The following is a 25,292-nucleotide window of genomic DNA, read 5'->3' on the forward strand; positions in this document are numbered from 1 at the left end:
CGGCCTTTGTTATCCACCGCTTTCCCGGTTGCAGGAGTGGCGTACCGAAAAGAGTCGTTTTCGTTACCGGTGGGTCACCGCGACCGTCCGTTCGATGCGTTCCTTCGGAACCACGGCGGTCGTTGCGACGTCCACGATGACGTCGGTGAGGTTCACCTTGTCCGAGAGGTACTCGTCCCGGCGTTTCCGGAGGCGCTCTTTCGCCGAATCGTTCGCGAGAATGATGAGCGCCTGTGAGAGAACGTCGTCGAAATCACGGAGGTTGTGGATGAGTCCCTCGCGTTCGAGCTCGACGAAGTTTCCCATATCCGACTCGCCGACGAAGGAGTTCGACCGAATCGCGGGCGTGCCGAGCAGGGCCGCCTCCGTCACCATCGTCTGGGTGTCGGCGACCAGCAGGGACGCCTCCGCCAGCGCGTCGTGGAGCAGTGCGGGATGGAGGTCGAACTCGTGCGATTCGCCGGGGGCAGGGTTACCCCCCTCGTCGGAGACGAACACCGTGACGTGCTCCGAGAGGGCCGAAACGAGCTCCCGCCGTTTTTCGGGCGAGAATCCGGAGTGGCCGACGTCGTGGTGGGACCCGAAGGCGTTGAACCGCACGATGGCGTACTCTTCGTCCGGGCCGACCCCGAGGCGGTCCCGAATCGTCGGGTCGGGGTCGTACACGTCTGGGTGGAGGTAGGCGAGTTCCTTGAACCCGCGGAACTCGTAGTGGTTCGCACCGAGGTCCTTGCCGAAGGTGTGCGGCGTGAGGAACGTGTCCACGAACGGCCGGGCGGCGATGTGGTCGAACGTCGTCGGTTCCGAGTCGGCGACGACGACGACCGGCGTCCGCGACATCGCACCGGCGTGGGCGGCGTAGGACCCGACGCCGAAGATGAGGTCGGGGTCGTATCGACGGGTCCGCCGGAATATCTGGACGTAGTGCTGTGGCAGTTCGCGGAACAGCGAGTACTTCGTCGTCTCGCACTTGCCGTATATTTCGTGCGGGAGGTCGTGGTACTCCAGCAGGGCGCGGGTACAGCCGTAATCACGCCCGAGGACGAGCACGTCGTGACCTTGCTCTTGCAAGTCCTCTATCGCGTGCCGATAGAGGTGGACGTGCGCGGGCGTGTTGGTGAAGAACAGGTATCTCATCCTCGGACGAACTGGTATGCCCGTTTGGCGGCGTCCATGGTCGTGCCGCTCGATTCGACGAGGTAGTAGGGAACGAGGTCGGCACCGAACTTCGCCTTGTACCGACAGAGCCGCTCCGTGTTCGCGCCCATCAGGTCGTAGGTCGTCACAGACTCGACGGGCGGGTCGTCCACGATATCCTGAATGATGCGCCAGTGGACGAGACTGTTCACGCTGGTGCCCTCATACACCGAGCGGGCACCCCCTTGCCAGAAGTACGCGGCGTCGTTGGAGTAGAGGGCGGTGATGCCGGTCAGATAGTTCCCGTCGTCGTCGCGGGCGACGTAGGTTTGGGCGGCGTCACCCAGCCCTTCCCAGAGGTCGCGGACGTAGTTCCACGACAGACCGAGGGTTTCGTCCTGTTCGTCGTACCGCTCGACGGTGTGTTCGAACACGTCGCGCGCGCCGTCGGTACCCTCGCGGGTGACGGTCACGTCGAGGTCCTCGGCGTCGCGGATTTCCCGCCGGAGACTCTTGCTGAACGATTTCTTCACGGCGTCGGCCGTGGTCGATTCCAAGTCCAATTCGTACGTGAAATAGGGTTCGACGCTCAGGTCGCCCCACGAGTAGGGTCGGGGGTCGCCGTAGTCGGTGCCACAGATCATGCGAAACAGGGTCAGCCCGGACTCCATCTGTTCGCCCACGCGCTGTGCCATGGGTGAATCGAAACCGACTCGCGCTAGCCGCCCGGTGTAGTCGGTTCGAATCCGGTCGAGCACCGTCTCGGTGAACTCGCGGTTGACTTTCTCCTGTTTCCGTCGCTTCGGACTCGTGGGCATCAGTATCGGTCCCAGCCGCGGAATCGCCATGCCCGGCGGCGGCGACATCGCGGCGGTTCCGAGCGGCCCGTTCCGAACGACGACCGGGAGCAGGGCGATAGCCTGCTGTCCCTTGAATCCCCCGTACAGGTGGAGTTCCCCCGGCGCGTGCCGCTCGATGGCGGTCAGCGCGGCCGGTCGGTGAAACACCTCGAACCCGTCGCTGGGGAGTGCATCGTCCCATTCTGTAATATCTAAACGTTCGACTCTCATTCGTCGTCTCGCCAGTCGATAACGGTGGTTTTCACTTTGTTATCCCCCACCTGCCGACGAGAAGGCACCACGGAACGGCAGGTAGGCCGTCGCTACGACGAACGAGAGAGAACTATCGACTTCATACTCGCGCGACTCATCGACCGTGGACGCTCGCAGTTCCGGTTCGACTCTTGGAAGCGGTGCCGATGCGGTCGGCGAGTTCGCCCGGCGGACCGACCCACGCACCGCGCTCTATCGCGGACTCGATGAGGCGACGATAGAGGCGTCGGTGACCGGGGAACTCGTCGGCGAACATGCGCGGATGCCACAGCACCGTCATCACGGCGTCGTTCTCGGCCGCTTCGTCCAGCAGATCCTCGCACGCTTCCCACGCTGCCTCGAAGTCGTCACCGGGGTCCGGCACCGCGATGTCCATCATCGTGAGCGGGAAGACGACGAAATCGTCGTCGAAGGGGCGTTTCACGCCGTAGCCGTGGTCGAACCCGTACTCGGAGCTCGACCCGAGGGTCGCGTCGTACTCCAACCCGATGTCGCGGTGGTGCTCCCACGTCGAGTCGGCGCGGTTCAGGTGGTGTTGCCGACCGCCGCGAACCCGGTGGCCGAGCGCGGCCTCCAGCGCCGTCTTCTGGTCACGGAGGGCTTCCGGGTCGTCGTAGGAGTCGTACGAACCGTGAAGTCCGACCTCCCACCCGCCGTCGTCGAGGTCGTGGAGCACGTCGAGGATGGCCGTATCGAACAGGTCGTACCGACCGAGATGCTCTATCCAGTAGCGCGGCGTGAGCCAGTCGTCCGGCGACTTCTGGAAGATGGACTCCTCCTGGAGGAAGTAGAACGCCGAGCGCACGCCGAGCGACTCCTCCAGTTCCATTATCTCCTCGAACTGCCACCACGGGTTGACGCCGGGTGCCAGCGCCGAGAGGTGGCTCGGGTCGCGGTCCTTCAGCGCGTAGTACGGGGCCTGCAGTCGCTTGTACGGTCTATCCACGTCGTGGGTCAAACAGAGTTCGAATTCATACCCGGGTAACATCGGAAAGCACCTCCACGATTCGTTCGGCCGCGTTCCCATCGCCGTAGGGCGTGGGCTTCTCGGTCGGCGTCGTCGCGTCGGAGAGCGCGGTTCGAATCGCACCCTCGTCCGCGCCGACCAACGTGTTCCACCCGCTCTCGACCGTCTCGACCCACTCGGTCTGCTCGCGGAGCGTGACACACGGGGTGTCGAGGAAGAACGCCTCCTTCTGGACGCCGCCCGAATCGGTGGCGACGACCGTCGCGGCGTCGAGCAGGGCGACGAACTGCCGGTAGCCGACCGGCTCGGTGAGCGTCAGTCCGCGCTCCGCCCGTCCGTACAGGCCGAACTCCTCCAGTCGGGCGACCGTCCGGGGGTGGGCGGGCAGGACGACCGGACGCGGATCCGAAACCAGCGCGTCCACGATGGCTTCCAGTTTATCGGGGTCGTCCGCGTTCGTGTCCCGGTGGACGGTGGAGAGGACGAACTCCCGGTTTGCCACGCCGAGCTCGGAGAGGACGTCCGTGTCTGCCCGGTCGCGCGCCCAGAGCAGGGCGTCGTAGCCCACGTCCCCGGAGAAGTGAACGCCGTCGGTGATTCCCTCGCCGTCGAGGTTGTTCTCGGCGTCCGGCGAGGGGACGAACAGCAGGTCGGCGGCGTGGTCGGTGAGGACGCGGTTCGTCTCCTCCGGGATGTCGCTCCCGCTCCGCATTCCGGCCTCGACGTGGGCCAGCGGCGGGTCCATCTTCGAGGTGGCGATGGCCGCCGCGAGCGTGGAGTTGGTGTCGCCGTAGACGAGCACGGCGTCGGGGTCTTCGTCCTCTATCTCCGCTTCCAGCCCGGCAAGCATCGCGCCGGTCTGTCTGCCGTGCGTGTCGGACCCGACGCCGAGGTTGGTGTCCGGGAACGGGATGGACAGTTCCTCGAAGAACACGTCCGACATGTCCTCGTCGTAGTGCTGGCCGGTGTGGACCAACACCTCTTCGTGGTCCTCGCGGAGGACGCGGGAGACGGCGGCGGCCTTGACGAACTGCGGGCGCGCGCCGACGACGGTCAGCACCTTCATTCTTCGTGCACCTCCAGGTCCGCGTTCTCCTCCCTGTCGAACGCCATCGCCAGCACGAGACAGAGGCCGCCGAGGAGCGTCGCGGCGAGTCCGTCGCTCGACTCCCGTTTCCGTCGAATCATCGAGAGCAACCCGGTGGCGGTTCCGAACGCCCCGAGGCCGTACAGGAACGCGAGCGGGTGGAAATCCCGGACGAGGTACTTCGCTTTCAGTCGCCAGAGGAAGCTCCACAACAACAACACGGAGAGCTTCGGGATGAACGTCGAGTAGCGAATCGTGCTCTGCTCGTCGCCGTAGACCGCGGGCATCGTCACGTCGGCGACCCGCATCTCGTGGACGTTCAGGCGAACCAACAGGGCGTTGGCGAAGCCGTAATCGTCGTACACGTCCTCGATGTCGAGTTCGGAAAGCGCCCGCCCCGAAATCGCGGTGTAGCCGTTCTGCGGGTCGACCATCCCCCAGTAACCGCTGGCGACCTTCGTGAGGAAGGTCAACAGCCAGTTGCCGAAGCTTCGCCACGCCGACATCCCCTCGCGGAACCCCGGCGTCGAGAGGCGGTTCCCCTTCGTGTAATCGGCCCGGCCATCGACGACGGGTTGGATGATCCGCTCCAACATCTCCGGGCGCATCTGGCCGTCACCGGCCATCACCGCCGTCACGTCGATGTTCTCCTCGTGAGCGCGACAGTAGCCCGTCTTGATGGCCGCGCCGACGCCGCGGTTTTCCGTGTGGCGGATCGGCACGACGCGCTGGTCGAACGACGTCCGGCCGTCGTCCGCCGACCCGCCGTCGGCGGCCGCATCGGACCGCTCGGCGTGGGACCGTATCTCCTCCCACGTTCCGTCCGTCGAGCAGTCGTCGACGGCGTACACCCTATCGACGAACGCGGGAACGGTGTCGATGACCCGTCCGACGAGTCCCTCTTCGTTGTACGCCGGAACGACGACGGCGACGGTGTTTCCCTCGTACAATTCAGTCACCTCCGATGGTGTAGACGCGATGGTCGGTCCACGAGAGGTCGAGGGAGTTGCGGCCGTCCACGACGACCATCGGGTCGAACCCGGCCCAGTCGATGCCCGCGAACTCGTCGTGGTCCGTCACCAGCACCGCCGCGTCGAAGTCGTAGTCGGCGAGCGCTTCGAGCGGGAGTTTCGTCGCGTCGAAGCCGTCCGCGTTCGGGAGCACCGGGTCGGCCGCGAACACGTCCGCGCCGCGCTCGGTCAGGTCGGCACAGATGGGTCGGGCCGGGGCCGCTCGCGTCTCCTCGACGCCGGGGCGGTAGGTCAGTCCGAGGACGAGCACCCGTGAGTCCGACACGGACTTCTCTTCCTCGGATAGCAACTCTGCGACCTTCTCCACCGTGAACGCGGGCATCGAATCGTTCACCTCGCGGGCGGTGGTCAGCAGCGAGAACTCCTCGTCGAACTGCCGGATGAGGAAGTACGGATAGTACGGAATGCAGTGACCGCCGACGCCCGGTCCCGGTTTGTGGATGTCACAGAACGGTTGGGTGTTCGCCGTCTCGATGGCTTCGTTGACGCTGATGTCCGCCGCGTCGGCGATTTTGGCGAGTTCGTTCGCCAGCGCGATGTTGACGTCGCGGTAGACGCCCTCGAACACCTTCACGGCCTCCGCGGTGGTCTCGTTCGGCACGGCGATGACCTCGTTGTCGGTGAGTTCGCCGTAGACGAGTTCCGCGACGCGCGTGCTCTCCTCGTCCACGCCGCCGACCACCTTCGGGTAGGCACCCCGAATGTCCTGCAGCGCGCGCCCGCTGGACGTTCGTTCGGGACAGACCGCGACGCCGAACTCCTCGCGCGACAGGTCGCTCTCCGCCTCCAGCATCGGAAGCAGGAGGTCCCGGGTCGTCCCCGGCGGCACCGTGCACTCGACGACCACGAGGTCGCCGGGCGTGAGTCCCGCGGCGATGCTCTCCATCACGGACTGGAGGATGGCGAGGTCGGGTTCGTCGTCGTCGGTTATCGGCGTCGGGACGATGGCGACGTGAATCGTCGCGTCCCGCGCCGCTTCGGTCGGCGATTCGACCGCGCTGAGCGCCCCCGCCGCGACCGTTTCCGAGACGAGTTCGTCCAATCCGGGTTCGCGCTGGACGTGACAGTCGCCGCGATTGACGGCCGACACCACGTCCGGGTCGATGTCCGCACCGACGACGTTCCCACAGGTTTCCGCGTACACCGCCGCGAGCGGCAGGCCCATCTTTCCGAGGCCGTACACGGCGACCGGAATATCGCCGGACAGGAACGCCTCGCGCTGTTCTTCGGTCGTCGCGTCGCTCGCGTAGAGTGTCGTCTGCTCCCGGAGGCTCACCCGAGATGCACCTCCCGTTCTTTGGGGCCGGACGCCAACCCGTCTATCTCCCGCGCGACTTCGAGGACGCGGAGACCGTCTTCGCCCGTGACGACCGGCGTCGAACCGTTCTTCGCGCTCCGCACGAACGACCGGAGTTCGTTCTTCAGCGGTTCGCCGTTCTCGACGGTCGGCCGCTCGATGATACTCTCGTGGCGGTAGCGGAGGTCGCCGTTGTCCTCGATGTACTCCGGCATGGAGTGGCGGTGAATCTCGACCGACTGGTTCGTGTAATCGACGTTCACCCGGCACTCCGCCGCCGTGATGGAGAGCTTTCTGACCTTCTCCTGTGTCACCCGACTGGCCGTGAGTCCGGCGACGACGCCGCCGTCGAACTCGATGCTCGCGCTCGCATAGCGGTTGTCCCGCGTCCCGACCGCGGCGACCGAGGAGATGTCGTCGTCCACGAGTGACAGGAGGACGTCGATGTCGTGTATCATCAGGTCCATCACGGCGCTCACGTCCACCGCTCGTCCTTCCGGCGGCGGCCCGAGTCGCTGGGCGTCGATGGCGATGATGTCGAGTTCGGAGACGATTTCGGAGAGCGTTCGAATCGCCGGGTTGAACCGCTCGATGTGCCCGACCTGTATCGTCACGCCCGCGTTCTCCGCCCGCGAAATCAACTCGACTCCTTCGTCCGGGTCGGCGACGAACGGCTTCTCGACGAGGACGTCTACCCCCCCGTCGATGCACTGCTTCGCCGTTTCGTAGTGATACGGGGTCGGGACGGCGATGGAGGCGACGTCCGCGGCGCGGATGGCCGTCTGCATGTCGACCGCTTGCGTCCCGTGGTTTCGAGCAACTTCGGCCGCGTTGGCCTCGTCCACGTCGTGAATCCCGACGAGGTTCACCTCGGGGAGTTCGCTGTAGACGCGAGCGTGGTGGCGGCCCATGCTTCCGACGCCGATGACGACTGCGTTCGTTGGTTCACTCATAACTTTTGATAGCGGATGCGATGGTTCGCACGTCGTCCCCCGACAGTCCGGGGTGAACGGGGAGCGAGAGAACGTTCCCCGCCATCTGCTCCGAAATCGGGGCATCGTGGTCGACGTGCTGGTATGCTGGCTGTTCGTGAATCGGCGTCGGGTAGTAGACGCCCGTCCCGACGCCCTTCGATTCGAGGTGTTCTTGGAGGCCGTCCCGGTCGTCCGCGCGAATCGTGTACTGGTGGTACACGTGACGACAGTCGTCCGGTTCGATGGGCGGTTTGACGGCCGCGTCGCGGAGGCGGTCGGTGAGATACGCCGCGTTGGCGCGTCGTGCCTCGTTGTACTTCGGCAGGCGCGACAGCTGCACGCGACCGATGGCCGCGGCCATGCTCGTCATCCGGAAGTTGTGACCGAGGCGAACGTGGTCGTAGCCGCCGTTCGCCGTGCGGCCGTGGTTGACGAAACTCGCCGCGCGCTCCGCGACGTCCCGACGGTCGGTCGTCACCATTCCCCCTTCTCCCGTGGTCATGTTCTTGGTCGGGTAGAAGGAGAAACACGCCGCGTCGCCGAACGACCCGACGGTGCGACCGTCGTACTCCGCGCCGTGCGCTTGCGCGGCGTCCTCGACGAGCGCGAGGTCGTGGGTTTCCGCGATGTCCCGGAGGTGGTTCATCTCGGCTGGCAACCCGTAGAGGTGCACCGCGAGAATCGCGTCGGCCTCGTATTCCCGGACCGCCTGCTCCGTCGCGTACGGGTCGAGCGTGTACGTCTCCGGGTCGATGTCGGCGAAAACCGGCTCCGCACCGGCCAACCGAATGGCGTTGGCGCTGGCGACGAACGAGAAGGGGGACGTGACCACCCGGTCGCCCGGTCCGATACCGAGCGCCGCGAAAGCGGCGTGGAGGGCGGTCGTCCCGTTGCTCGTGGCGACGCCGAACTCGGTGCCACAGAAGGCCGCGAACTCGTCCTCGAACTGCCGGACTTCCGGCCCGTCGGCGAGTTGGCCCTCCTCGATGCACGCGACGGTCGCTTCTATCTCCTCGCTTCCCATCTCCGGGTCGGCGATGGGAATCACAGGTCGTTCCCCCCGGCGAGCGATTCGGGAAGCGGGCGGATTTCGGCTGGTGCGCCGACCGCGAGCGTCTCCGGCGGTACGTCGTCCGTCACGACGGCACCGGCGGCGACGAACGACCCGGCACCGACCGTGACGCCGGGAAGGAGGGTCGCGTTCGCCCCGACGCTAACGTCGTCTTCGAGCGTCGGGCCTTCGAGGTCGGCCGACTGCCGAATCGGATACGGGTCGTTCGTGAACGTGGCCGCCGGGCCGACGAACACGCGGTTTCCGATGGTAGTGTTCGTCGGAACGTACACGTTCGTCTGCATACTTACGTGCGATCCGATGGTCGTTTGGCCGTCGATAACCGTGTTCGTGCCGACGATAACGTCATCGCCGATGGTCGTCTCTTCCCGGACGAGCGCGCCGTGACCGGTCGTGAAGTCGTCACCGATAGTTACGTCGTCGTAGATGACCGTTCCCGACCGGATGGTCGCACCGTCGCCGATGACCGGCGACGTCGAATCGTCCGAATAAGCGTATCCGACCGTCGCGTCCGGGTGGACGGTCCGGTCGTGGCTCTGCGATTCGGTCATGGACGACCACCCCAGCGGAGACACGATTCACAGGGCGTGTCAGTGGATGGTAGTGAGTTCATAGGTTGAGTCGTGAATCGCCCGATTCCGCCGCGTACGCGACGGACAGGCGTTATCCTCCATGCCCTACCTGTCCTCTTTGTTATACGCTCCTTGGCGGCGGGTAGTTCGGGACTAGCCCGTTCACGGGTGGTTACCGCGCCGAAATCCGCGTTACGCCTCCGGGAACGGGCGGTATGAACGAATAGACGGGATGTATGGGGAGGCTACCCCCGAACAGCACCGTGGTAACAAAGTGGGGAAGCGGTGATTGCCGGTGTATGCGGTGGTGGCATCCGTGACCACAGGGTGGTCGCGTACTCGAATGGGGGTGTATTGGTTTCGATGAGCGAGCGACTGCTGTCTTCACACAATGGCTAGTTCCGGACTCTCACAGGACCAAGTGTTCGAGGTTCTCAAGAGTCCACGACGGCGCTACGCGCTCTACTACTTGCGGCGGGAAGGAGGTGTCGTCGACCTCTCCGACCTGACCGATCAAGTGGCCGTGTGGGAAAACGACACCACGCTGTCGGGGCTGACGAGCGAACAGCGAAAGCGCGTCTACATCTCGCTCTACCAGACTCATCTTCCGAAGTTGGACGACGCGGGTATCGTCGAGTACGACCGCGATGCGGGGACGATTTCGCTCTCGCGTCGCGCCCGCGAACTCGATACGTACCTCGGCGACGTTTCCCGGCCCGCGATTCCGTGGGACCGGTACTACCTCGCGCTCTCGCTCGGAAGCATCCTGCTCGTTCTCGGCGTGTGGTTCAACATCTACCCGTTCACGCTGGTTTCGGGCATCGCCACTGCCATGATAATTCTCATCGCGTACGGGGTTTCGGCCATCGGGCAGTACCTCTACTACCGACGCCGAACCGTGCAGGGACTACCGCCGGAACTGCGGCGAGCGGAAGGCCAATAAAAAGGCCGTCTACTGTCGGTGTTCGACGTTGCAAACGGCGTCCGGGTCAGCGAGGATGAACGCGTCGTCGCGGAGCATCTCCGTGTCCTTCGGAAGGAACATGAGACGGCCGCGTCCGTCCCGACGCGCGCGGATGACGTCCCATTCGTCCATTTCGTAGCCGAGGTCTCCTTCGAGGTCGGGGTCCGCGGGGACTCGCTCCCATCGCTGCTGGTTCATCAGTTCCCTCCCGACCCCACGGAGATGCGCGCGTTGCCATCGATGCGAAGTCGCTTGAGGTCGCCCGAGAAGCGGTAGCCGTCCTTACCGCCGAACACTTTGCCCTTCACGCGGGTGCCGTGAACGGTGTCGTGCTTGTTTACCGACCCGAGGGCGCGGGATTTCGTGACGTCTCCGCCGACGTCGAACGAGTAGCTGTTTGAACCCTTGTTCACGCTTCCGTCGATGACGATGGTTTTCGGCAGGCCGAGTTTACCCGGTGTGACTCGCTCGCCGTTGAAGAAGACGGTCGCGTTGCCGTCGAGGCTGAAGCTGGCGAGCGTGCCGGAGAACCGGTAGCTGTCGGTGCCGCCGGCGACGGACCCCTTTGCGATACCGTTCTTGAGACTGTCGTCGCCGTCCTTCGACGCACCGCGGTCGGTCGACTTCTTGACCTTTCCGGCGACCTCGAACTCGTAGGAGGCGGGCGCACCGGAGTTCGAACTGGAGATGCTGATGACGTTCGGAAGGCCCTGTGCTTTGGCCTGCTTTTTCGTGGTCATCTGCTTACGGTTGCCGGAGCTACCGCCCGCACCGCTCGCGGCCTGTTTCGCGGTCATCGGGACGCCCTTGGGCGGGGTCGGGTCCGCGTTACCGCCGATTCGCGTGTTCGTCTTGGTGACCGACCCGCCGTGGGCGGTCGAGATGGAGCCGACGATATCGCAGTTCCGGAGGTGAGTTTCGCCGTACCACGACCAGACCCCTCGCGTGTTCTTCGAACCGGGGGCGGAACAGCCGACGCCGCAGGCTTGGTTCCCGCGCGTATCGATGACGGTGTTCGTCACGTTGCAGGGTCGCGCCTTCGCGTTGAGGCGGACGTTGGCGATGGTGTTGGCCTTGAAGTACGAGGACTCGACGTGGAGGTTACCGCCGTAGCCGCGCGCACCGGGACCGCTCCCGTACAGGCCGTTGTCTATCATCTTCGCCACGTGGATGTTGCGGAAGGTGATCGTGCCGCGGTGGGGGAGGTTCGCGTTGACCCAGATGCCGCCGCTTTTCGTCCGGGCGACCTGCCCGTCACCCATGTAGACGTTCTCGACCAGTCCGGTGCCGTTCGCGTCGGAGACGCCGGGAACCATGAGGTAGTGTCCGCCGGGGTGCGTGCCTTTGAACCCGACGTTGCGAATCTTCCAGCCCGAACCGCTGGTCTGAACCATTGCGGATGCGCCGTCCGCCGTCATGTCGATGAGGACGTTCTCGAACGTCTCGCCGTCGCCGACCGTGATGACCTTCGTGTCACCCGCGGGGACGGTAATGGTTCGATACTGCTTCGCGTTCGCCGCGCCCGCCGCCGCGAACGCCGCAGCTGTCGCTCCGGCGAATTTCAGATACGAACGTCGGTTTAACAGACTATCGTCTGGTGTATCGCGTACCGCTTCGTCGCGTGCCATGGATTCAATGCCACATTACCAATTTAAATAGATTCCGATTCAGTCTCAATGCAGAATCGTGTGTTTAAAAGTCATTGGTGTCGAGGATCCGTGAGGAGAATGGTGTCGTTTCTTCCCGGAAACGGCACGTTACCGGGCGAGAAACGCAGCTACGGCCAGCAAATCAGCCAAAATTCGTCAAATCGTCGTTAGAATCGTTCGCTCAGTTGCCGTTCGCAGCTTGCTTCGCAGTTCGCGGGACCTTCTTCGGAACCTTCGTCTTCGGCTTGCCGCCGACGTTCTTCGTCGCAACGTTTCCGCTCGTCGGGCCCTTGACCCGCGAGTTCTTCACTTCGACCTCGCCGCCGTGGAATCCGCCGTTCACCGCGTCGTATTCGGTGACGTTCACGTCGCAGTTCTTCACGGTGATCGGGACGTACCAGCCCCAGATTCCGCGCTTGTTCGGTCCGTTCGGGTGGTGGACCGGTGCGCCGTTGTCCTCGATGACGGTGTTCTTCACGTACGACCCCGGCGTACCGAGGCGGACGTTGGCGATGTCGTTGTTCGCACAGTAGCAGCCTTCGACTTTGACGGGACCGCCTGACCCAGCCCCGTGCGCCGCACCGGGACCGCTCCCGTACAGACCGTTGTTCGCGTACTTCTGGATGTTGACGTTACGAAGCATCAACTCGCCCTCGTGGGGCGTGTTCGCGTCGACCCACAGTCCGCCGGGCTGGGCCTCGTTGGCGCTGTTCGTCTCCGCACCGTCGCCCATGTACACGTTCTCGATGGTTCCCGTGCCGCCCGACGAGACGCTCGGGATGATGCTGAAGAAGCCGAAGTTCGTCGCGCCACAACCGCCTTTAAACCCGACGTTGCGAATCGTCCAGCCGCTCCCGGAGGCGCGGATCGTCGCCGCCGCGCCCGGAGCGCTTTGGTCGATGAGCTTGTTCTCGAACGTCTGCCCATCTCCGACCGTAATGGATTTCGTCTGGCCAGCGGGGACGGTAATCGTCTCATACTCGCTCGCACTGACGCGGCCACCCGCCACGCTGAGACCGACAGCGGACGTTACCGTCGCGCCAGCAGCTTTCAGGAAGGACCGCCGATTACGCTCGAATTTCTCACTGGTTTCGGTTCGCTCGTGTGTCGTTTGGTCGCGTGCCATTGCAGGTTCAATGCTATCTTACTGATTTAAGTACGTTGCGATTCCAGCTCAATGCCTGCTTGCGAATTTAAATGTAGTGGCCGATTCGCGTGGGGGGACGAGTGGACCGCCGATAGGGGCGATTTTCGGGGGCGGTGCAGTCCGACTATATACCGAAATCGGAGTAATCGTCGCCGAATCGGAGAAACGTGCTATTGAGTAGCATGCTCGCTGTTGGGCGTCCTCTGATGCTGAATTCGGGGAGTACGACCCGACTATACGGCCGGAAACCCACGCATAACAAAGGACGCAGGTGCGGTTTCCCGAAACAGCATGGACTGTCAGATGCAGACCCTTCTCATCGGCATCGACGCGGGGTGCCGGTCCGTCCTCGAACCCCTGTTCGAGGAGGACGCGCTGCCGCACCTCGCATCGATTTTCGACGAGGGGTCATCCGGGCCACTGGAATCACAACTTCCGCCGTGGACGCCGAGCGCGTGGCCGTCGCTGTACACCGGAGTCAACCCCGGCAAACACGGCGTGTTCGGCTTCCTCCACTTCGACGGCTACGACTGGGACGTCATAAACGCCAGTCGCGTCCGCGAGTACACGCTTTGGGAACTGTTGGACCAACACGGACTGTCGAGCGTCGTCGTCAACGCACCCGTCACGCACCCGCCGCGCGAAATCGACGGCGCGATACTGCCGGGATACACGGCACCCGAGAACCCGACGTGTCACCCGGAGGGACTCCTGGACGACGTTCGGGACGAAATCGGCGGCTATCGCGTGTATCCCCCGCGAAACCTTCCCGACGACGAGTCGGTCGAATGGTATCGCCGCCTCACGCGCATGCGCGGTGACGCATTTCGATACCTCACGGACCGGTTCGACCCCGACTTCGGCTTCGTTCAGTTCCAGAGCACCGACACGCTGTTTCACGAACACCCCGGCGACGACGAAATCGTCCGCGCCGTCTACGAGGCGGTGGACGAGCAGGTCGGGAAGATTCTCGACGCCTGTGACCCCGAAACGGTCGTCGTCGCCAGCGACCACGGTATCGGCGAGTACAGCGGCTACGAATTCCGGGTCAACGACTTCCTGCGCGAGGAGGGCTACGTCGAAACGGCCCGCGGCGGCGAAGGCATGCCGTCGTGGTCCACCATCGCAGGCAACCAACTACAGCAGGGTGAAGAGAGTTCCGCGCGCGAACAGGGTGTCGCCGAACGAGGGCTCGCCCTCGCCGCGAAAGTCGGCATCACGAGCCAGCGAATCGGTGCCGTCCTCGAACGCGCCGGGTTGGACGCGTTCGTCGCGGAGCGCGTTCCCGAGGACTTCATCCGGGCGGCGACCGAACAGGTCGATTTCCCCAACTCCGTCGCCTACATGCGCGACCGAATCGAGTGCGGCGTTCGACTCAACGTCGAAGGCCGCGACCCGAACGGCGTCGTCTCGCCGGACCAGTACGAGTCGATTCGCGCGGAGATAATCGAAAAGCTCCGCGGCGTCAGGACCCCCGACGGCGACCCCGTGTTCGAGACGGTCGCCCCGCGCGAGGAGTTCTTCACCGGTCCGTACAGCGAGGACGCCGTGGACATCGCGTGCGTCCCCAACGAGTACGACCAGTTCCTCTCGGCCCAACTGCGCGGCCAGCAGTTCGGAAAGCCCCGCGAACCGTGGAACCACAAGCGAAACGGCATCTTCGCCGCGGCGGGCGAGGGCGTCGACCCCGACGCGAACCTCGCCGGGTCCCACCTCTTCGACGTGGCCCCGACGATTCTGGCGACCTTCGACATCCCGGCGAGCGACCGGATGGACGGTCGCGTCCTCCCCGTCGTCGAGTCGGCGGGCGAGCAGAGCTACCCCGCGTTCGACGCGGGCGAAACGGTCGAAACCGACGACGAGCGCGTGGAAACGCGACTCGCCGACCTCGGATATCTCGAATGAGTATTACCATCGAAAAGAACGGCATCAGGGTAGAACGGACGAACGACGTGGACCGCTGGAACGACCTCGTGGAGCGATCACCACAGGGGGCACTCTTCCATCGATTGGAGGCCCTCGAAGTGCAGGCCGACCACACGGGCGCGACCTTCCATCCGCTCGTGGGCTACAAGGGACAGGAACCGGTCGGCCTGTTTCCCGCCTTCACCATCTCGAAGGGCGGCGTGACAACGGCGTTTTCGCCGCCGCCGAACCTCTGGCTCCCGCACCTCGGTCCCGTCCTACTGAACATGGGGAAGCTGAAGCGACGAAAGGCCGAGCGACGACACCGCCGGTTCATCGACGGCTGTCTCGATTGGCTCGACCGCGAGTACGCGCCGAAGTACGTCCACGTTCGGACGGGCGGGACCTACGACGACGTTCGCCCCTTCGAGTGGAACGAGTTCGAAATCCAGCCGCGACACACCTACGAGGTGGACCTCACGCCCGGCGAAGAGGACGTACTGTCCAGTTTCAGCGGCGACGCCCGCAGCAACATCAGGACCGACGACGACCGGTACGAAATCCACGTCGGCGGGCCGGAAGCGATTCGTAAAATCATCGGACAGGTGAAAGCCCGCCACGACGAGCAGGACGAACCGTACCGCCTCTCCCCGCAGTTCGTCGTGGACCTCTACCGATTTCTGCCCGACGGCGCGGTCCGACCCTACGTCTGTGACGTGGACGGCGAGTTCGCGGGAGGAATGATAGCGCTGGCGGACGACGAACGGGTGTACCGGTGGCAGGGCGGGGCGAAACACGACCTCGACGTGCCCATCAACGACCTCGTGGACTGGGCCATCATGCGCGACGCGATGGACGAGGGAATCCCGCGCTACGACCTCGTGGGCGCGAACGAGCGCCGACTCTGTGGCTACAAGGCGAAGTTCAACCCGGAACTCGTCCGCTATCACAGTCTGGAGCGCGGGACGCGGATGATGAACCTGCTGACGGACGTGTACAAGCGGTTCAGATAGTCAATTCGACTGGCAAGATTTTTTATCCGACCGTCGGTAGTCGAAGTATGGAGAATCCCCTCGTCACGGCCGGACTCGCGCTGGTATTCTTCGGAATCGGCTCCTTTTTCGGCCAAGTCGGTATCATCGTCGCGGGATTAGCGCTGGTCGGCATCGGACTGTCGTCGTCGGAGTCGAACGGGACATCCGAGGACCCGTCGGAGAAAACGAACTGTCCGTCGTGCGGCGCGAGAAACGACCGCGAGAACGACCTCTGTCACCACTGCGGAACGGTGCTGTCCGAGGAATAAGAAACGTCAGCCGGTGGACGTTATCGGCCGATTACCGGCGCGTAACGGACGATTCGCCGGGGTATTCCGGGCATTCCGTCGAAGAGCCAGAGGAAGAACACTCCGAGCAGGAGGCCGAGTTCGAGCGCGATGTATCCCCGAATCGCCGGGTCGCCGAGGTACGTCACGTACTCCCCGAAGTACTCGTGGAATCGGGCCAGAAATCCCATGCCCGACTGGTCGGTGGGAACGGGGACGAGGGGCCAGAGTAGGAAGTCGAACGACGGAGTTTGGCCGACTGCGGCGGGGTAGATGATGTCGCCCGCGAGGTGCGAGAGGTAGCCCACCGCGAACGCGACGCCGATGTCGGTTCGCTTCGCGCGGTGGGCCAACACGAGCGCGACCACCGACAGCGGAAGCGCGGTCAGGAGCGAGTGGGCCAGCGAGTGCCCGCTCGGAAGCACCGAAAGCGACCACGCGAGCGGCTTGTCCACGAGGTCTGGAAGTTGGGTCGCCACGCCGAGGACGACCACCGCATCGCTCCGCGGCGCGCGGCCCGTTCGGAGCCGGGTGTAGCCGGAGTAGGCGAGATACCCGAACGCGAGATGTTCCCACGGCCACATTATCCGGATACGTTTATCCAAATCTGGGTTTGTTGTGCGGCGTTGTTCGTCGCGGGGTCGCTCGGCGGGTCGCCCTTGTACAATAGGAACACGAGACGGAGGTCCTCACCCGCCATGCTCGGTTCGATGTCGTACCGGGTTCGCCACGAGTCGCCCGCATCGATTCGATGGTCGAGGCGACCCAACTCCGTCCGCTCGATGACGCGGGCACCCCCGTTCGGACGCTGTTCCACGCGTTGTAGTTGGACGACGACCGTGTACTCGACCGACCGGTCTTCGTGGTTCTGGACGCCGACGAACACGGGTTTCGAGTCGCCCGCGGTGATGTTCGTGGGATAGCCCTCGGTGACGTAGTTTCCGTTCTCCCCTTTCGTGTACAGCGACAGGTCGGAGAAGTGCTCGCCGTCCTGCGGGGCGGCGACGGCGAAGCCGACGGTCGTCAGCGCGACCACGACCGACAGGACGAGCGCGAGGTTGAGCGCCACGTCGGCCGCCGAGTCCTCGTGAAAGATGGTGCGGTACAGGTGCGCCGCACCGCCGCGAACGGACACCGATAGCCGGTCCTTCTTCGGAACGTTGAACCGGCGAATCACGGCGAAGAGCGAGACGAGGAGCGTGAAACCAGCGATTGCGCCGATAACGTACATCGGGATGAAGGGAAGGCGGGCGAGCGAGAACAGCACGCCGAGTGGCGTGAGCAAGGCGACGCTGACCCCGAACGAGAGCGCACAGCGTTCGCCCGCCGTGACGCCGTGTTGGCGAACCCGACCCGGACTCGCCCACTTCGACGACTTCGACGCCCCCGCTTGCGGGAACAACAACGCGACGAGAGCGTACCCCGGCGCGAAGAACACGAGCGGGAGGCCCAGCGCGACGGCAAGCGGCGTCCCGTACACGACCGGTTGGACGAGCGCAAGCGACAGGAGTATCACGACGATACCGAGCACGGCCAAATCGACGGGGAACTCCAACACCGGACGCGTGAGACGGGTCCACAACGAGTCGTTCGTTTCGTGGCTCATGTCGGTGGAAATCCACGGGTTGTCTTCGTGCGGTGCTGGTCCGTCCGTTGTTCTCCGGGAGACATGGAAATCAGTCCGTGAAGGTCGTATTCTCGGCTGGTACTTTGTTATCCAGCGCGTACCCTCCACCCGGCGTGGTTCGCCTCGCCTACGAACCGTCCGAACGGGCGAAACTGACGTTTTCGGCCCGGTAAGGGGTTCTTGTAACGCCGAAGGAAGTCCATAACAAAGGAGGAGAAATGAGATGTACCCCCTGTGCTCGCTCAGTAACGGCGGGCGAACCACGGTGATCGACTCTGAATTGGACACGCGCAACCGACGACTCGGACGAACAGGCTCCCGACGGCGACGTGATGTTCGCCGTCGACGAGGACGACGACGGTAACCAGTTGGCCATCATCGCGGACATTACACGGGACGAGGCGTGGATTTCTATGCCACTGGCGGGGGCACAAACACTCTCTCAGTGTCGCTAACTCCGAACTACTTTTCACTGCAGTCTCCGCAGTCCACATCCGATGGAATACACACTGACCGCGCTCGCGCTACTGACCGGACTGCTGACCGGCGCACTGTTCAAGTTCGTCGGCGCGCCGATTCCCGCCCCGCCCGAACTGCCGGGCATCATGGGAATCGTCGGAATCTACCTCGGCTACAAACTCGTCGATGCGACCGGATGGAGCGTCAACGCGCTCCTCACGACGCTCGGATTCGCCGGATGAGACGAACGACTTGACGCACCGGACGGGCCGACGAACGTACCGACGAAAGCGCACGAACCGACTCCTCCTACGCGACTCGACGACGCCGAAACCGACGAGCGACGCAACCACCGGACATCGGCAGGTGACACGATCAACAGATATCAGCAGAAGACGCAACCGCGGAGTCCATCATTCGCCGAAAGGCCGCCGGTCTTTCGAGTCATCACGACCGCGGCGCGATTGTGAGACACCGGAAAATAGGAGATTTTCCGGGCTACCGACTGAATGGAGCCGAACGACTCGCTGGGCGAGTCGTTCGGGAAAATCGTTCGAAAATAGAGGATTTTCGTGATGTCGTCAGATTTCACAGGAAGACTGCCAGCGGTCGGGTTGCTTCGACCCGACCGCTGGCTTTCGACCGTCGTAAAAGGTGAATTAGTACGACCGCTCTTTCGGCTCGTACGTCTTGTTCTCCCCTTCGAGGATGGTCGGCTTGTACCAGAGTTGCGGCGTGCCGTCCTCCCACGAGAGGAGCGTGTGCTTCAGCCACACGTCGTCACGGCGCTCCTGGTTCTCCTGTCGCCAGTGGGCACCGCGGAACTCGTCGCGGGCCAGCGCACCGAGCGTGATGGCCTCCGCGAGGTCGATGAGGTTCTGCATCTCGATGGTGTGGATGAGGTCGGTGTTGAACGTGCGCGACGGGTCGTTGACGTACACGTCCTGATACTCCTCGCGGACTTCGCGGATGTCGCGGAGCGCCTGCTTCAGACCGTCCTCGTTTCGGAAGACGTTGACGTTCGCCGTCATCGACTTCTGGAGCTTGGAACGGAGTTCGGCCTGCTGGATGCCGTCGTCCTTTTCGAGGAGGGATTCGACGCGGTTGCGTTCTGCTTCCAGCGTGGCTTCGACGGTCTGGGTCGGGTCGGCGAACGTCGCGCCGCCGTCGGCGACCGCGCTGTCGTCGTCCGACGCGACCGCACCTGGTTCGACGGGCGTGTCGACCTCGCCCATCTCGGCGTCGTCGGTCTTGCCGGTGGAGATTTCGGCCTCGCCGAGGTCCTTGCCAGCGGCGTGGCGGCCCGCGCGGGCACCGAAGACGATGAGTTCGGGCAGGGCGTTGCCGCCGAGGCGGTTCGACCCGTGGACGGACACGCAGGCACACTCGCCCGCGGCGTACAGTCCCGAGATGCAGGTCTCGCCGTTCTCGTCGGTTTCGATGCCGCCCATCGCGTAGTGCTGGCCGGGCTTGACGGGCATCGGTTCTTCGAGCGCGTTGACGCCCTCGAAGTCCTCCGCGAGGTGGAGGATGTTTTCGAGACGGTCCATGATGCGCTCCTCGCCGAGGTGGCGCATGTCGAGGTGGACGTACTCGTCGTTGATTCCCCGTCCGTTGTTCACTTCGGTCAGTTCGGCGCGGGCAACCACGTCACGGGACGCGAGTTCGCCCTCGTTGTTCGCGTAGCCGTGTTCGAACATGAACCGCTCGCCCTCGCTGTTGTAGAGGATACCACCCTCACCGCGCACACCCTCGGAGATGAGAACCCCGGTCGAGGGGAGCGTCGTCGGGTGGAACTGGATGAACTCCATGTCCTCCAACGGGACGCCCGCACGGTACGCCATCGCCGCACCGTCGCCGGTGTTGGCAACCGCGTTCGTCGTGTGGTCGAAGACCTGTCCGAGACCGCCGGTGGTCAGGATGACGCCATCTCGAGCGACGAAGCCCTCGACGTTGCCCGTCTGGATGTCGTAGCCGATGACGCCGTGACAGTCGCGTTCCTCGGGGTCGTCTTCGTTCGTGACGGCGAGTTGGCTCACGTACCACTCGTCGTACACCTGAATGCCGCGTTTGACGACCTGCTCGTACATCGTGTGGAGCAGGTGGTGACCCGTCTCGGCACCCGCGTAGGTCGTTCGGGCGAACGAGAGTCCACCGAACGGGCGCTGGGAGACGCGACCGTCGTCCTCGCGGGAGAACGCCATCCCCCAGTGTTCGAGTTGGATGGTCTCTTTCGGGCTGTCCTGACAGAGCGTCTCGATTGCCGGGGCGTCGCCGAGGTAGTCCGACCCCTTCATCGTGTCGTAGGCGTGGAGTTCCCAGTCGTCGCCCTCTCTCAGTGCCGCGTTGATACCGCCTTCCGCCGCGCCGGTGTGACTTCGCACGGGGTGAAGCTTCGTGACGAGGGCGACATCTGCGCCCTCCTCGTGGGCCGCGATGGCCGCACGAAGCCCCGCACCGCCAGCACCGACGACGATTACGTCGTGTTCGTACATTGTGTCTGAATTAGCCTTACCAGAACTTGAGGTTGTTCTTCACCGCTTCTCGTTTGAGCTCCTGGATGTGCTCGGTCAGCGGGATGTCTTTCGGACAGACGTTCGTACAGGAGAACTGGGTCTGACAGCGCCAGACGCCGTGTTCCTGGTCGAGGATTTCGAAACGGTGTTCCTTCATGTCCTCGCCTTCGCGTTTGTCCATGGCGAACCGGAACGCCTTGTTCAGCGCCGCCGGGCCGAGATACTGGTTGTCGCCCGCCGCGATGTTGCACGAGGACATACACGCACCGCACCAGATACAGCGCGTGGACATCTTGATTTTCTCGCGGTTTTCGCGGGTTTGGCGCTGTTCTTCCAGTTCGTCGCTCGGCTCGTCGTTGGTCTGGAAGTAGGGTTCGACCGAGTGCATCTGGTCGTAGAAGTGCTCCATGTCGACAACGAGGTCCTTGACGACCTCGGCGTGCGGGAGGGGTTCGACGCGAATCGGCCCGTCCAAGTCCGAAATTTGCGTCTTGCACCCGAGTCGCTGCGTGCCGTTGATGAACAGCGCGTCGCTGCCACAGATGGCCTGTCGGCAGGAGTGACGGAACGTGAGCGTCGTGTCGAACCGATCACGTGCGTACATCAGCGCGTCGAGGACGGTCATCCCCTTCTCGAAGGGGACGTAGAAGTCGTCGAAGCGGGGGTCCATCTTGCCCTCGACTTCGGGGTCGTAGCGGAAGACCTTGAGGTGAACCGTCTCCTCGTCCGCCTCGGTCGGCTCTTGCACCTCTGACGACCGCCCTTGACGGGCCTTCTTTTCCGCCCGTCGGCGGTCGCCGGGGGTTTCGGTGCGCTCGGTTTCGGTCTCGCTCTCTGATTCTTCGGTTAGTTGCGTGCTCATTTACATCAACCCGTTCATGACGAGTGCGACGTAGATTCCCTGCGCGGAAAGCAGGACGCCAGCCACGACGAGAACCCATTTGACCGCGGTCTTTCGACTCCCCGTGAGACCCTGATTTATCAGGGCAGCGTAGACGCCGTTGACGCCGTGGAACGCCGCCGTGATGAGGAACAGCGTCATCGTGAGGAAGTACCCGATTTGGGACATCCGGGCCTGTGTGCCCGCGAACGTCACTTCGGGCGCGTGGTGGACGAAGTGGAGCATGAAGAAGTGGAACGCCAGCACCACGACGAGGAACGCCGCCGTGACGCGCTGGAGGAACCACGACATGCTTCCGCTCTGGAAGGAGGAGTAGCGCTCCGCCATTTAGAACGCCCCCTGCATGAACGTCGGAACGCTCGCCAACACGATGACTGCCGTCACGATGAGCGAGGCGTAGAAGCTCTTGTCCTGCGATTCCAATCCGACACCCAAATCGACGAAGAGGAGTCTGACGCCGTTGAGAATGTGGAAAACGGCCACGGCGAGTAGGCCCACTTCACCGATTCGGACGATGGTCAGTTCTTCGAGACCTTGAATCGTTGCGGTGTAGGTACCCGGATTCGCCGTGGCGGTACTCAACACGGCGATGTGCGTGAACAGGTAGCCGATGAGTACCCACCCAGTAAATTTGTGGAAAATCCAGGCCCACATCCCGGCCGAAAACTCGCGCCATCGGCCGAAGTCCTCGATGAGGCCCCGGTTGTACGATTGACTCATTCCAATCGGATGGTCGGTACTGGGAGCAAATAGAAGTTACTACCTGTCCGCGTTCTTTCCGGGAAGTTGCGTCCGCGCTGATAGCTCTCGCGGAGGCGAGCGGTGATTTCGCATCCCTGCGTGAGAGACTCTCTAACGTGCGAAATTTCGACCCGCATCGTGGTCGGCTCGCGTTCGGCGGCAAAAATAGCTGTCAACGATTCGCCGACTCACAGATTGCCGCTTTTTTCGAGCCGACGACACCACCTCGTCACTGCTCGCCGAGTTCGGGTGCCCCCACGTATCCCGGCGGTTGGACGTCGCCCTCGGTTTCGGCGTGTGCCCGGTCGCGTTTCAGCGCCCGGCGGGTGTCCGCGTTCAGTTCGACGATGTGACAGAGCGGGTTCCCCGGATACACCACGGGGTTCTCCAGAACACCGACGAGGAGGCCGGTGAAGGGAGCCTCGACGATTTCGCGTTCCGTCTTGAACGGGTTCGTGATGGAACAGATGGGCGTCCCCTCGTAGACGAGCGACCCGCGGTCGTAGTGCATTTCCACGAGGCCACCGGCGTCCGCGCGGAGCCACGTTTTTTCCTTCTCGTCGTCGATGACGGTCCGCCAGCCGGGCCACTTCACCGGGTCGTCCGGATGGAGGTTGTACTCCGCGAAGACGCTCATCACGCCTTCGAGCGCCTGGTCGATGAAGTTGCGCTGGAACCGGTGGGCCTCGCCCATCTCGATGGTTATCGTCGGCGCACCGCCCTCGGACGCCTCGCGTCGGAGCGCCCCGGACGGGCCGGAGGAGGAGATGATGACGTTCGACCCGAACGCTCGTGCGAGTCGAGCGACGTCGGGGTCTTGCATATCCGCCCGAACGTGGAGCATGTTGGTTCGACCGCGGGTTGACGTGTGGAAGTCGATGCCGAGGTCGCACGGTTCGAGGAAGTTGCGATATATCTGGTCGGCCATCCGTTTCGCGCTCGTGGAATCCTCGCGGCCGGGGAACGAGCGGTTCAGGTCGCGGTCGTAGATGGGGAGGTATCGCTGTTGGGCGAGAAAGCCCGGAACGTTCAGCACGGGCATGCAGACGATGGTCCCGTGGAGTTCCTCGTGGTTCCAATCGTAGGCGACTTCGCGCACGACCTCGATACCGTTGAGTTCGTCCCCATGGGCCGCCGCGGAAAGGAAGATGGTCGGCCCCGGATGCTCGCCGTTGATGATAGTGACGGGTATCCGTACCGGATCACCGAGATACGTCTCGCTGATTCCGTACCGGATGTTCTGCGTCTCGCCCGGCTTCACGATACCGCCATTATACGTGAACGGCTCCGCCTCGTCCCCGGTCATGTACGTCACTCGGGGACCACTACATAAAAACATACTACTACACTTGTCTGATTCCGAAACCATTCTGTGAGAGCCGTTGACGCTTCAAAACGAGTGAGAACGATTTAAGGCCGAACGGACGAAATGTACCCTACATGGATTCTGACGGTTCGCCCGTTCGCGTAGGAGTACTCAGTCTACACAACAGCAAAGAAACGAAAGCGATCTGCAACGCCATCGAAGACCTCGGTCACGAACCGGAGTGGCTTCGCCACGAGAACACGGCGGTCGAAATCGAGGACGGAGACGTCACGCTCGAACCCGACATCGACGTCGTTGCGAACCGGCTGTTGCTGTCCAATACGGAACAACCCTCCGAAGCCCTCGGACTTGCGAACATATACGACTCTCTCGTTCCGATTCTCAACCGACCACACGCGGTGATGACGGCGATTCACAAGTTCTCCACCGCGTCGAGTCTCGCGGACGCTGGCATCCAAGTCCCGGATGCACTGCTCGCGCTCGACACCGACCGCCTGAACGACGGGCGGGCGAAGTACGGCGAGGAAGCGGTCTACAAGACCGCCATCGGAACCCACGGCGGCGGGACGTGGAAGGTCGGCGCGGAAGAGTTGGTCAATCCGCGCGTCGGCGAGCGGCAGGCGTTCCTCCAGGAACTCATCGAACGCGACGAGGGACGACACCGGGACCTCCGCGTCTACGTCGTCGGCGACCGAATCGTCGGCGCGATGAACCGCTACGCGCCGGAGAACGACTGGCGAACGAACGTCGCGCTCGGCGGCGACGTGGAGGACATGACCGACGCCCTCCCCGACGACGTGGTGGACATCGCTCGTCGAGCGACGGACGTCATCGGTCTCGACTACGCCGGTGTCGACCTCATCGAGGGACACGACGGCTGGTACGTCCTCGAAGTGAACCCGACGGCCGGGTTCAAAGGGCTGTACAAGGCGACCGGGCGGAGCGCGGCACCGTACATCGCAAAGGCCGCTATCGAAGCGGGCGGCGGCGAAGTGGACGACACCCGCGTCGAGGAACTGACCGCCACGCTCGACGATTCGGTTCCATCGTGCAAACCCGTTAGCAGCAGCCCGGAGCCGACCGAACCCGTCGTCATCGGCTACACCGAGGAAGTGCTGGTGAGCGGAACGAGCGGGTCGGAGACTGTCGTCGCCAAATCCGACACGGGGGCCACCCGGTCGAGTATCGACACCAAACTCGCGGCGCAAATCGGTGCCGGTCCAATCAAGAGCATGACGCGCGTCAAATCCGGGAGCCGAAAGGCGAGCAAGTCGCGTCCCGTCGTCGACGTGGTTATCGGCGTCGGCGGCAACCGCCACACCGTCACCGCGAGCATCGAGGACCGAAGTCACATGGACTACCCGGTCCTCCTCGGCCGCGACATCCTCGAACACTATCAGGTGGACGTTCGGCGGCGCGTCGACGGCGAGGAAGAAGCCGAGATGGAAGAAGAGGAGGAACAGGAAGGGTAATCGACCGCGTTCGA

The 25,292-nt window shown here is 63.7% G+C and carries 26 protein-coding genes; 7 read left to right on the forward strand and 19 right to left on the reverse strand.

The annotated features are described in order from the left end of the window. Positions 1–63 precede the first annotated feature (63 nt). From B208_RS0105370 to B208_RS0105410, 9 genes are all read right to left on the reverse strand, one after another. Positions 64–1,137, reverse strand: a complete 1,074-nt coding sequence (locus B208_RS0105370; RefSeq protein WP_007977513.1) for a DUF354 domain-containing protein — start codon at positions 1,135–1,137, stop codon at positions 64–66. Next, entirely contained in the window at positions 1,134–2,207 is a 1,074-nt protein-coding gene (locus B208_RS0105375; RefSeq protein ID WP_007977516.1) for a GNAT family N-acetyltransferase, read from the reverse strand. The genes B208_RS0105370 and B208_RS0105375 overlap by 4 nt, the downstream gene beginning before the upstream one ends. A gap of 136 nt (positions 2,208–2,343) precedes the next feature. Then, complete coding sequence (locus tag B208_RS0105380) at positions 2,344–3,237, reverse strand: polysaccharide deacetylase family protein (RefSeq protein WP_007977518.1); 894 nt, start codon at positions 3,235–3,237, stop codon at positions 2,344–2,346. Next, a complete protein-coding gene (gene wecB / locus B208_RS0105385; RefSeq protein WP_007977520.1) occupies positions 3,221–4,282 on the reverse strand; it encodes a non-hydrolyzing UDP-N-acetylglucosamine 2-epimerase in 1,062 nt (353 codons plus the stop codon). The genes B208_RS0105380 and wecB overlap by 17 nt, the downstream gene beginning before the upstream one ends. Beyond that, entirely contained in the window at positions 4,279–5,262 is a 984-nt protein-coding gene (locus B208_RS0105390) for a glycosyltransferase family 2 protein (protein ID WP_018128754.1), read from the reverse strand. Before B208_RS0105390 ends, wecB begins: the two co-directional genes overlap by 4 nt. Further along, positions 5,255–6,610 carry a nucleotide sugar dehydrogenase gene (locus tag B208_RS0105395; protein WP_007977525.1) on the reverse strand — a complete coding sequence of 452 codons (1,356 nt, stop codon included), beginning with the start codon at positions 6,608–6,610 and terminating at the stop codon, positions 5,255–5,257. The genes B208_RS0105390 and B208_RS0105395 overlap by 8 nt, the downstream gene beginning before the upstream one ends. Next, positions 6,607–7,584, reverse strand: coding sequence for a Gfo/Idh/MocA family protein (locus tag B208_RS0105400; protein ID WP_007977528.1), 978 nt, complete (start codon positions 7,582–7,584; stop codon positions 6,607–6,609). The genes B208_RS0105395 and B208_RS0105400 overlap by 4 nt, the downstream gene beginning before the upstream one ends. Then, positions 7,577–8,653, reverse strand: coding sequence for a DegT/DnrJ/EryC1/StrS family aminotransferase (locus B208_RS0105405; protein ID WP_007977532.1), 1,077 nt, complete (start codon positions 8,651–8,653; stop codon positions 7,577–7,579). Before B208_RS0105405 ends, B208_RS0105400 begins: the two co-directional genes overlap by 8 nt. Further along, positions 8,650–9,228 (reverse strand): acyltransferase, encoded by a 579-nt coding sequence (locus B208_RS0105410; RefSeq protein ID WP_007977533.1) that lies wholly within the window; start codon positions 9,226–9,228, stop codon positions 8,650–8,652. Before B208_RS0105410 ends, B208_RS0105405 begins: the two co-directional genes overlap by 4 nt. 412 nt (positions 9,229–9,640) lie before the next feature. On the opposite strand from B208_RS0105410, the gene B208_RS0105415 reads away from it, so the two are divergent. Next, the gene (locus B208_RS0105415; RefSeq protein ID WP_007977534.1) at positions 9,641–10,192 is read left to right on the forward strand and encodes a DUF7344 domain-containing protein; all 552 of its coding nucleotides are present in this window, start codon (positions 9,641–9,643) and stop codon (positions 10,190–10,192) included. Positions 10,193–10,201: 9 nt separating this feature from the next. Here the strand turns inward: B208_RS0105415 and B208_RS0105420 are convergent, their stop codons facing one another. From B208_RS0105420 to B208_RS0105430, 3 genes are all read right to left on the reverse strand, one after another. After that, positions 10,202–10,411: a hypothetical protein gene (locus tag B208_RS0105420; protein ID WP_007977535.1), complete on the reverse strand. Its 210-nt coding sequence runs from the start codon at positions 10,409–10,411 to the stop codon at positions 10,202–10,204. Continuing rightward, positions 10,411–11,841, reverse strand: a complete 1,431-nt coding sequence (locus B208_RS0105425) for a hypothetical protein (RefSeq protein ID WP_007977536.1) — start codon at positions 11,839–11,841, stop codon at positions 10,411–10,413. The genes B208_RS0105420 and B208_RS0105425 overlap by 1 nt, the downstream gene beginning before the upstream one ends. Before the next feature lie 202 nt (positions 11,842–12,043). Beyond that, entirely contained in the window at positions 12,044–12,988 is a 945-nt protein-coding gene (locus tag B208_RS0105430) for a hypothetical protein (RefSeq protein WP_007977537.1), read from the reverse strand. Positions 12,989–13,300: 312 nt separating this feature from the next. Between B208_RS0105430 and B208_RS0105435 the strand changes: the two genes are divergently transcribed. From B208_RS0105435 to B208_RS0105445, 3 genes are read left to right on the forward strand one after another with little or no spacing between them, the layout of a single operon-like run. Next, complete coding sequence (locus B208_RS0105435) at positions 13,301–14,914, forward strand: alkaline phosphatase family protein (RefSeq protein WP_007977538.1); 1,614 nt, start codon at positions 13,301–13,303, stop codon at positions 14,912–14,914. Continuing rightward, positions 14,911–15,927, forward strand: a complete 1,017-nt coding sequence (locus B208_RS0105440; protein ID WP_007977539.1) for a lipid II:glycine glycyltransferase FemX — start codon at positions 14,911–14,913, stop codon at positions 15,925–15,927. Before B208_RS0105435 ends, B208_RS0105440 begins: the two co-directional genes overlap by 4 nt. Positions 15,928–15,974: 47 nt before the next feature. Beyond that, the gene (locus tag B208_RS0105445; RefSeq protein WP_007977551.1) at positions 15,975–16,217 is read left to right on the forward strand and encodes a zinc ribbon domain-containing protein; all 243 of its coding nucleotides are present in this window, start codon (positions 15,975–15,977) and stop codon (positions 16,215–16,217) included. Between the two features lie 20 nt (positions 16,218–16,237). Here B208_RS0105445 and B208_RS0105450 read toward each other — a convergent pair whose 3' ends face one another. Both B208_RS0105450 and B208_RS0105455 read right to left on the reverse strand, forming a co-directional pair. Then, positions 16,238–16,819 (reverse strand): metal-dependent hydrolase, encoded by a 582-nt coding sequence (locus tag B208_RS0105450; protein WP_007977554.1) that lies wholly within the window; start codon positions 16,817–16,819, stop codon positions 16,238–16,240. Then, positions 16,819–17,841: a DUF1616 domain-containing protein gene (locus B208_RS0105455; RefSeq protein WP_007977556.1), complete on the reverse strand. Its 1,023-nt coding sequence runs from the start codon at positions 17,839–17,841 to the stop codon at positions 16,819–16,821. The genes B208_RS0105450 and B208_RS0105455 overlap by 1 nt, the downstream gene beginning before the upstream one ends. A gap of 296 nt (positions 17,842–18,137) precedes the next feature. On the opposite strand from B208_RS0105455, the gene B208_RS24905 reads away from it, so the two are divergent. Together B208_RS24905 and B208_RS0105465 are read left to right on the forward strand one after the other, a co-directional pair. Further along, positions 18,138–18,317 (forward strand): DUF7556 family protein, encoded by a 180-nt coding sequence (locus B208_RS24905; RefSeq protein WP_449404114.1) that lies wholly within the window; start codon positions 18,138–18,140, stop codon positions 18,315–18,317. Positions 18,318–18,359: 42 nt separating this feature from the next. Beyond that, positions 18,360–18,563, forward strand: coding sequence for a XapX domain-containing protein (locus tag B208_RS0105465; RefSeq protein ID WP_007977560.1), 204 nt, complete (start codon positions 18,360–18,362; stop codon positions 18,561–18,563). A 417-nt stretch (positions 18,564–18,980) separates the two neighbouring features. Here the strand turns inward: B208_RS0105465 and B208_RS0105475 are convergent, their stop codons facing one another. The 5 genes from B208_RS0105475 to B208_RS0105495 all read right to left on the reverse strand — a co-directional run bounded on the left by B208_RS0105475 (position 18,981) and on the right by B208_RS0105495 (position 23,785). Then, positions 18,981–20,816: an FAD-binding protein gene (locus B208_RS0105475; RefSeq protein WP_007977564.1), complete on the reverse strand. Its 1,836-nt coding sequence runs from the start codon at positions 20,814–20,816 to the stop codon at positions 18,981–18,983. Positions 20,817–20,832: 16 nt separating this feature from the next. Continuing rightward, the gene (locus B208_RS0105480) at positions 20,833–21,699 is read right to left on the reverse strand and encodes a succinate dehydrogenase/fumarate reductase iron-sulfur subunit (RefSeq protein WP_007977566.1); all 867 of its coding nucleotides are present in this window, start codon (positions 21,697–21,699) and stop codon (positions 20,833–20,835) included. Next, a complete protein-coding gene (locus tag B208_RS0105485) occupies positions 21,700–22,065 on the reverse strand; it encodes a succinate dehydrogenase hydrophobic membrane anchor subunit (protein WP_007977568.1) in 366 nt (121 codons plus the stop codon). It abuts the gene before it with no gap. Then, entirely contained in the window at positions 22,066–22,458 is a 393-nt protein-coding gene (gene sdhC / locus B208_RS0105490) for a succinate dehydrogenase, cytochrome b556 subunit (RefSeq protein ID WP_007977571.1), read from the reverse strand. Positions 22,459–22,708: 250 nt separating this feature from the next. Continuing rightward, on the reverse strand, positions 22,709–23,785 hold the full coding sequence (locus B208_RS0105495) for a succinylglutamate desuccinylase/aspartoacylase family protein (RefSeq protein WP_007977572.1): 1,077 nt from the start codon (positions 23,783–23,785) through the stop codon (positions 22,709–22,711). Positions 23,786–23,919: 134 nt separating this feature from the next. Here B208_RS0105495 and B208_RS0105500 point away from each other — a divergent pair, with 134 nt between their 5' ends. Beyond that, positions 23,920–25,278: a RimK family alpha-L-glutamate ligase gene (locus tag B208_RS0105500; protein ID WP_007977574.1), complete on the forward strand. Its 1,359-nt coding sequence runs from the start codon at positions 23,920–23,922 to the stop codon at positions 25,276–25,278. Positions 25,279–25,292: the final 14 nt, after the last annotated feature.

It is taken from the genome of Haladaptatus paucihalophilus DX253, assembly GCF_000376445.1.
Classification (GTDB): domain Archaea; phylum Halobacteriota; class Halobacteria; order Halobacteriales; family Haladaptataceae; genus Haladaptatus; species Haladaptatus paucihalophilus.

Coding starts and splice junctions, on each gene's coding strand:
- sdhC (WP_007977571.1), bottom strand. CDS start 22,458: ATGAGTCAATCGTACAACCGGGGCCTCATCGAGGACTTCGGCCGATGG.
- B208_RS0105425 (WP_007977536.1), bottom strand. CDS start 11,841: ATGGCACGCGACGAAGCGGTACGCGATACACCAGACGATAGTCTGTTA.
- B208_RS0105495 (WP_007977572.1), bottom strand. CDS start 23,785: ATGACCGGGGACGAGGCGGAGCCGTTCACGTATAATGGCGGTATCGTG.
- wecB (WP_007977520.1), bottom strand. CDS start 4,282: ATGAAGGTGCTGACCGTCGTCGGCGCGCGCCCGCAGTTCGTCAAGGCC.
- B208_RS0105450 (WP_007977554.1), bottom strand. CDS start 16,819: ATGTGGCCGTGGGAACATCTCGCGTTCGGGTATCTCGCCTACTCCGGC.
- B208_RS0105500 (WP_007977574.1), top strand. CDS start 23,920: ATGGATTCTGACGGTTCGCCCGTTCGCGTAGGAGTACTCAGTCTACAC.
- B208_RS0105475 (WP_007977564.1), bottom strand. CDS start 20,816: ATGTACGAACACGACGTAATCGTCGTCGGTGCTGGCGGTGCGGGGCTT.
- B208_RS0105485 (WP_007977568.1), bottom strand. CDS start 22,065: ATGGCGGAGCGCTACTCCTCCTTCCAGAGCGGAAGCATGTCGTGGTTC.
- B208_RS0105410 (WP_007977533.1), bottom strand. CDS start 9,228: ATGACCGAATCGCAGAGCCACGACCGGACCGTCCACCCGGACGCGACG.
- B208_RS0105480 (WP_007977566.1), bottom strand. CDS start 21,699: ATGAGCACGCAACTAACCGAAGAATCAGAGAGCGAGACCGAAACCGAG.
- B208_RS0105430 (WP_007977537.1), bottom strand. CDS start 12,988: ATGGCACGCGACCAAACGACACACGAGCGAACCGAAACCAGTGAGAAA.
- B208_RS0105445 (WP_007977551.1), top strand. CDS start 15,975: ATGGAGAATCCCCTCGTCACGGCCGGACTCGCGCTGGTATTCTTCGGA.
- B208_RS0105435 (WP_007977538.1), top strand. CDS start 13,301: ATGGACTGTCAGATGCAGACCCTTCTCATCGGCATCGACGCGGGGTGC.
- B208_RS0105370 (WP_007977513.1), bottom strand. CDS start 1,137: ATGAGATACCTGTTCTTCACCAACACGCCCGCGCACGTCCACCTCTAT.
- B208_RS0105380 (WP_007977518.1), bottom strand. CDS start 3,237: ATGTTACCCGGGTATGAATTCGAACTCTGTTTGACCCACGACGTGGAT.
- B208_RS0105440 (WP_007977539.1), top strand. CDS start 14,911: ATGAGTATTACCATCGAAAAGAACGGCATCAGGGTAGAACGGACGAAC.
- B208_RS0105455 (WP_007977556.1), bottom strand. CDS start 17,841: ATGAGCCACGAAACGAACGACTCGTTGTGGACCCGTCTCACGCGTCCG.
- B208_RS0105420 (WP_007977535.1), bottom strand. CDS start 10,411: ATGAACCAGCAGCGATGGGAGCGAGTCCCCGCGGACCCCGACCTCGAA.
- B208_RS0105400 (WP_007977528.1), bottom strand. CDS start 7,584: ATGAGTGAACCAACGAACGCAGTCGTCATCGGCGTCGGAAGCATGGGC.
- B208_RS0105375 (WP_007977516.1), bottom strand. CDS start 2,207: ATGAGAGTCGAACGTTTAGATATTACAGAATGGGACGATGCACTCCCC.
- B208_RS0105465 (WP_007977560.1), top strand. CDS start 18,360: ATGGAATACACACTGACCGCGCTCGCGCTACTGACCGGACTGCTGACC.
- B208_RS0105415 (WP_007977534.1), top strand. CDS start 9,641: ATGGCTAGTTCCGGACTCTCACAGGACCAAGTGTTCGAGGTTCTCAAG.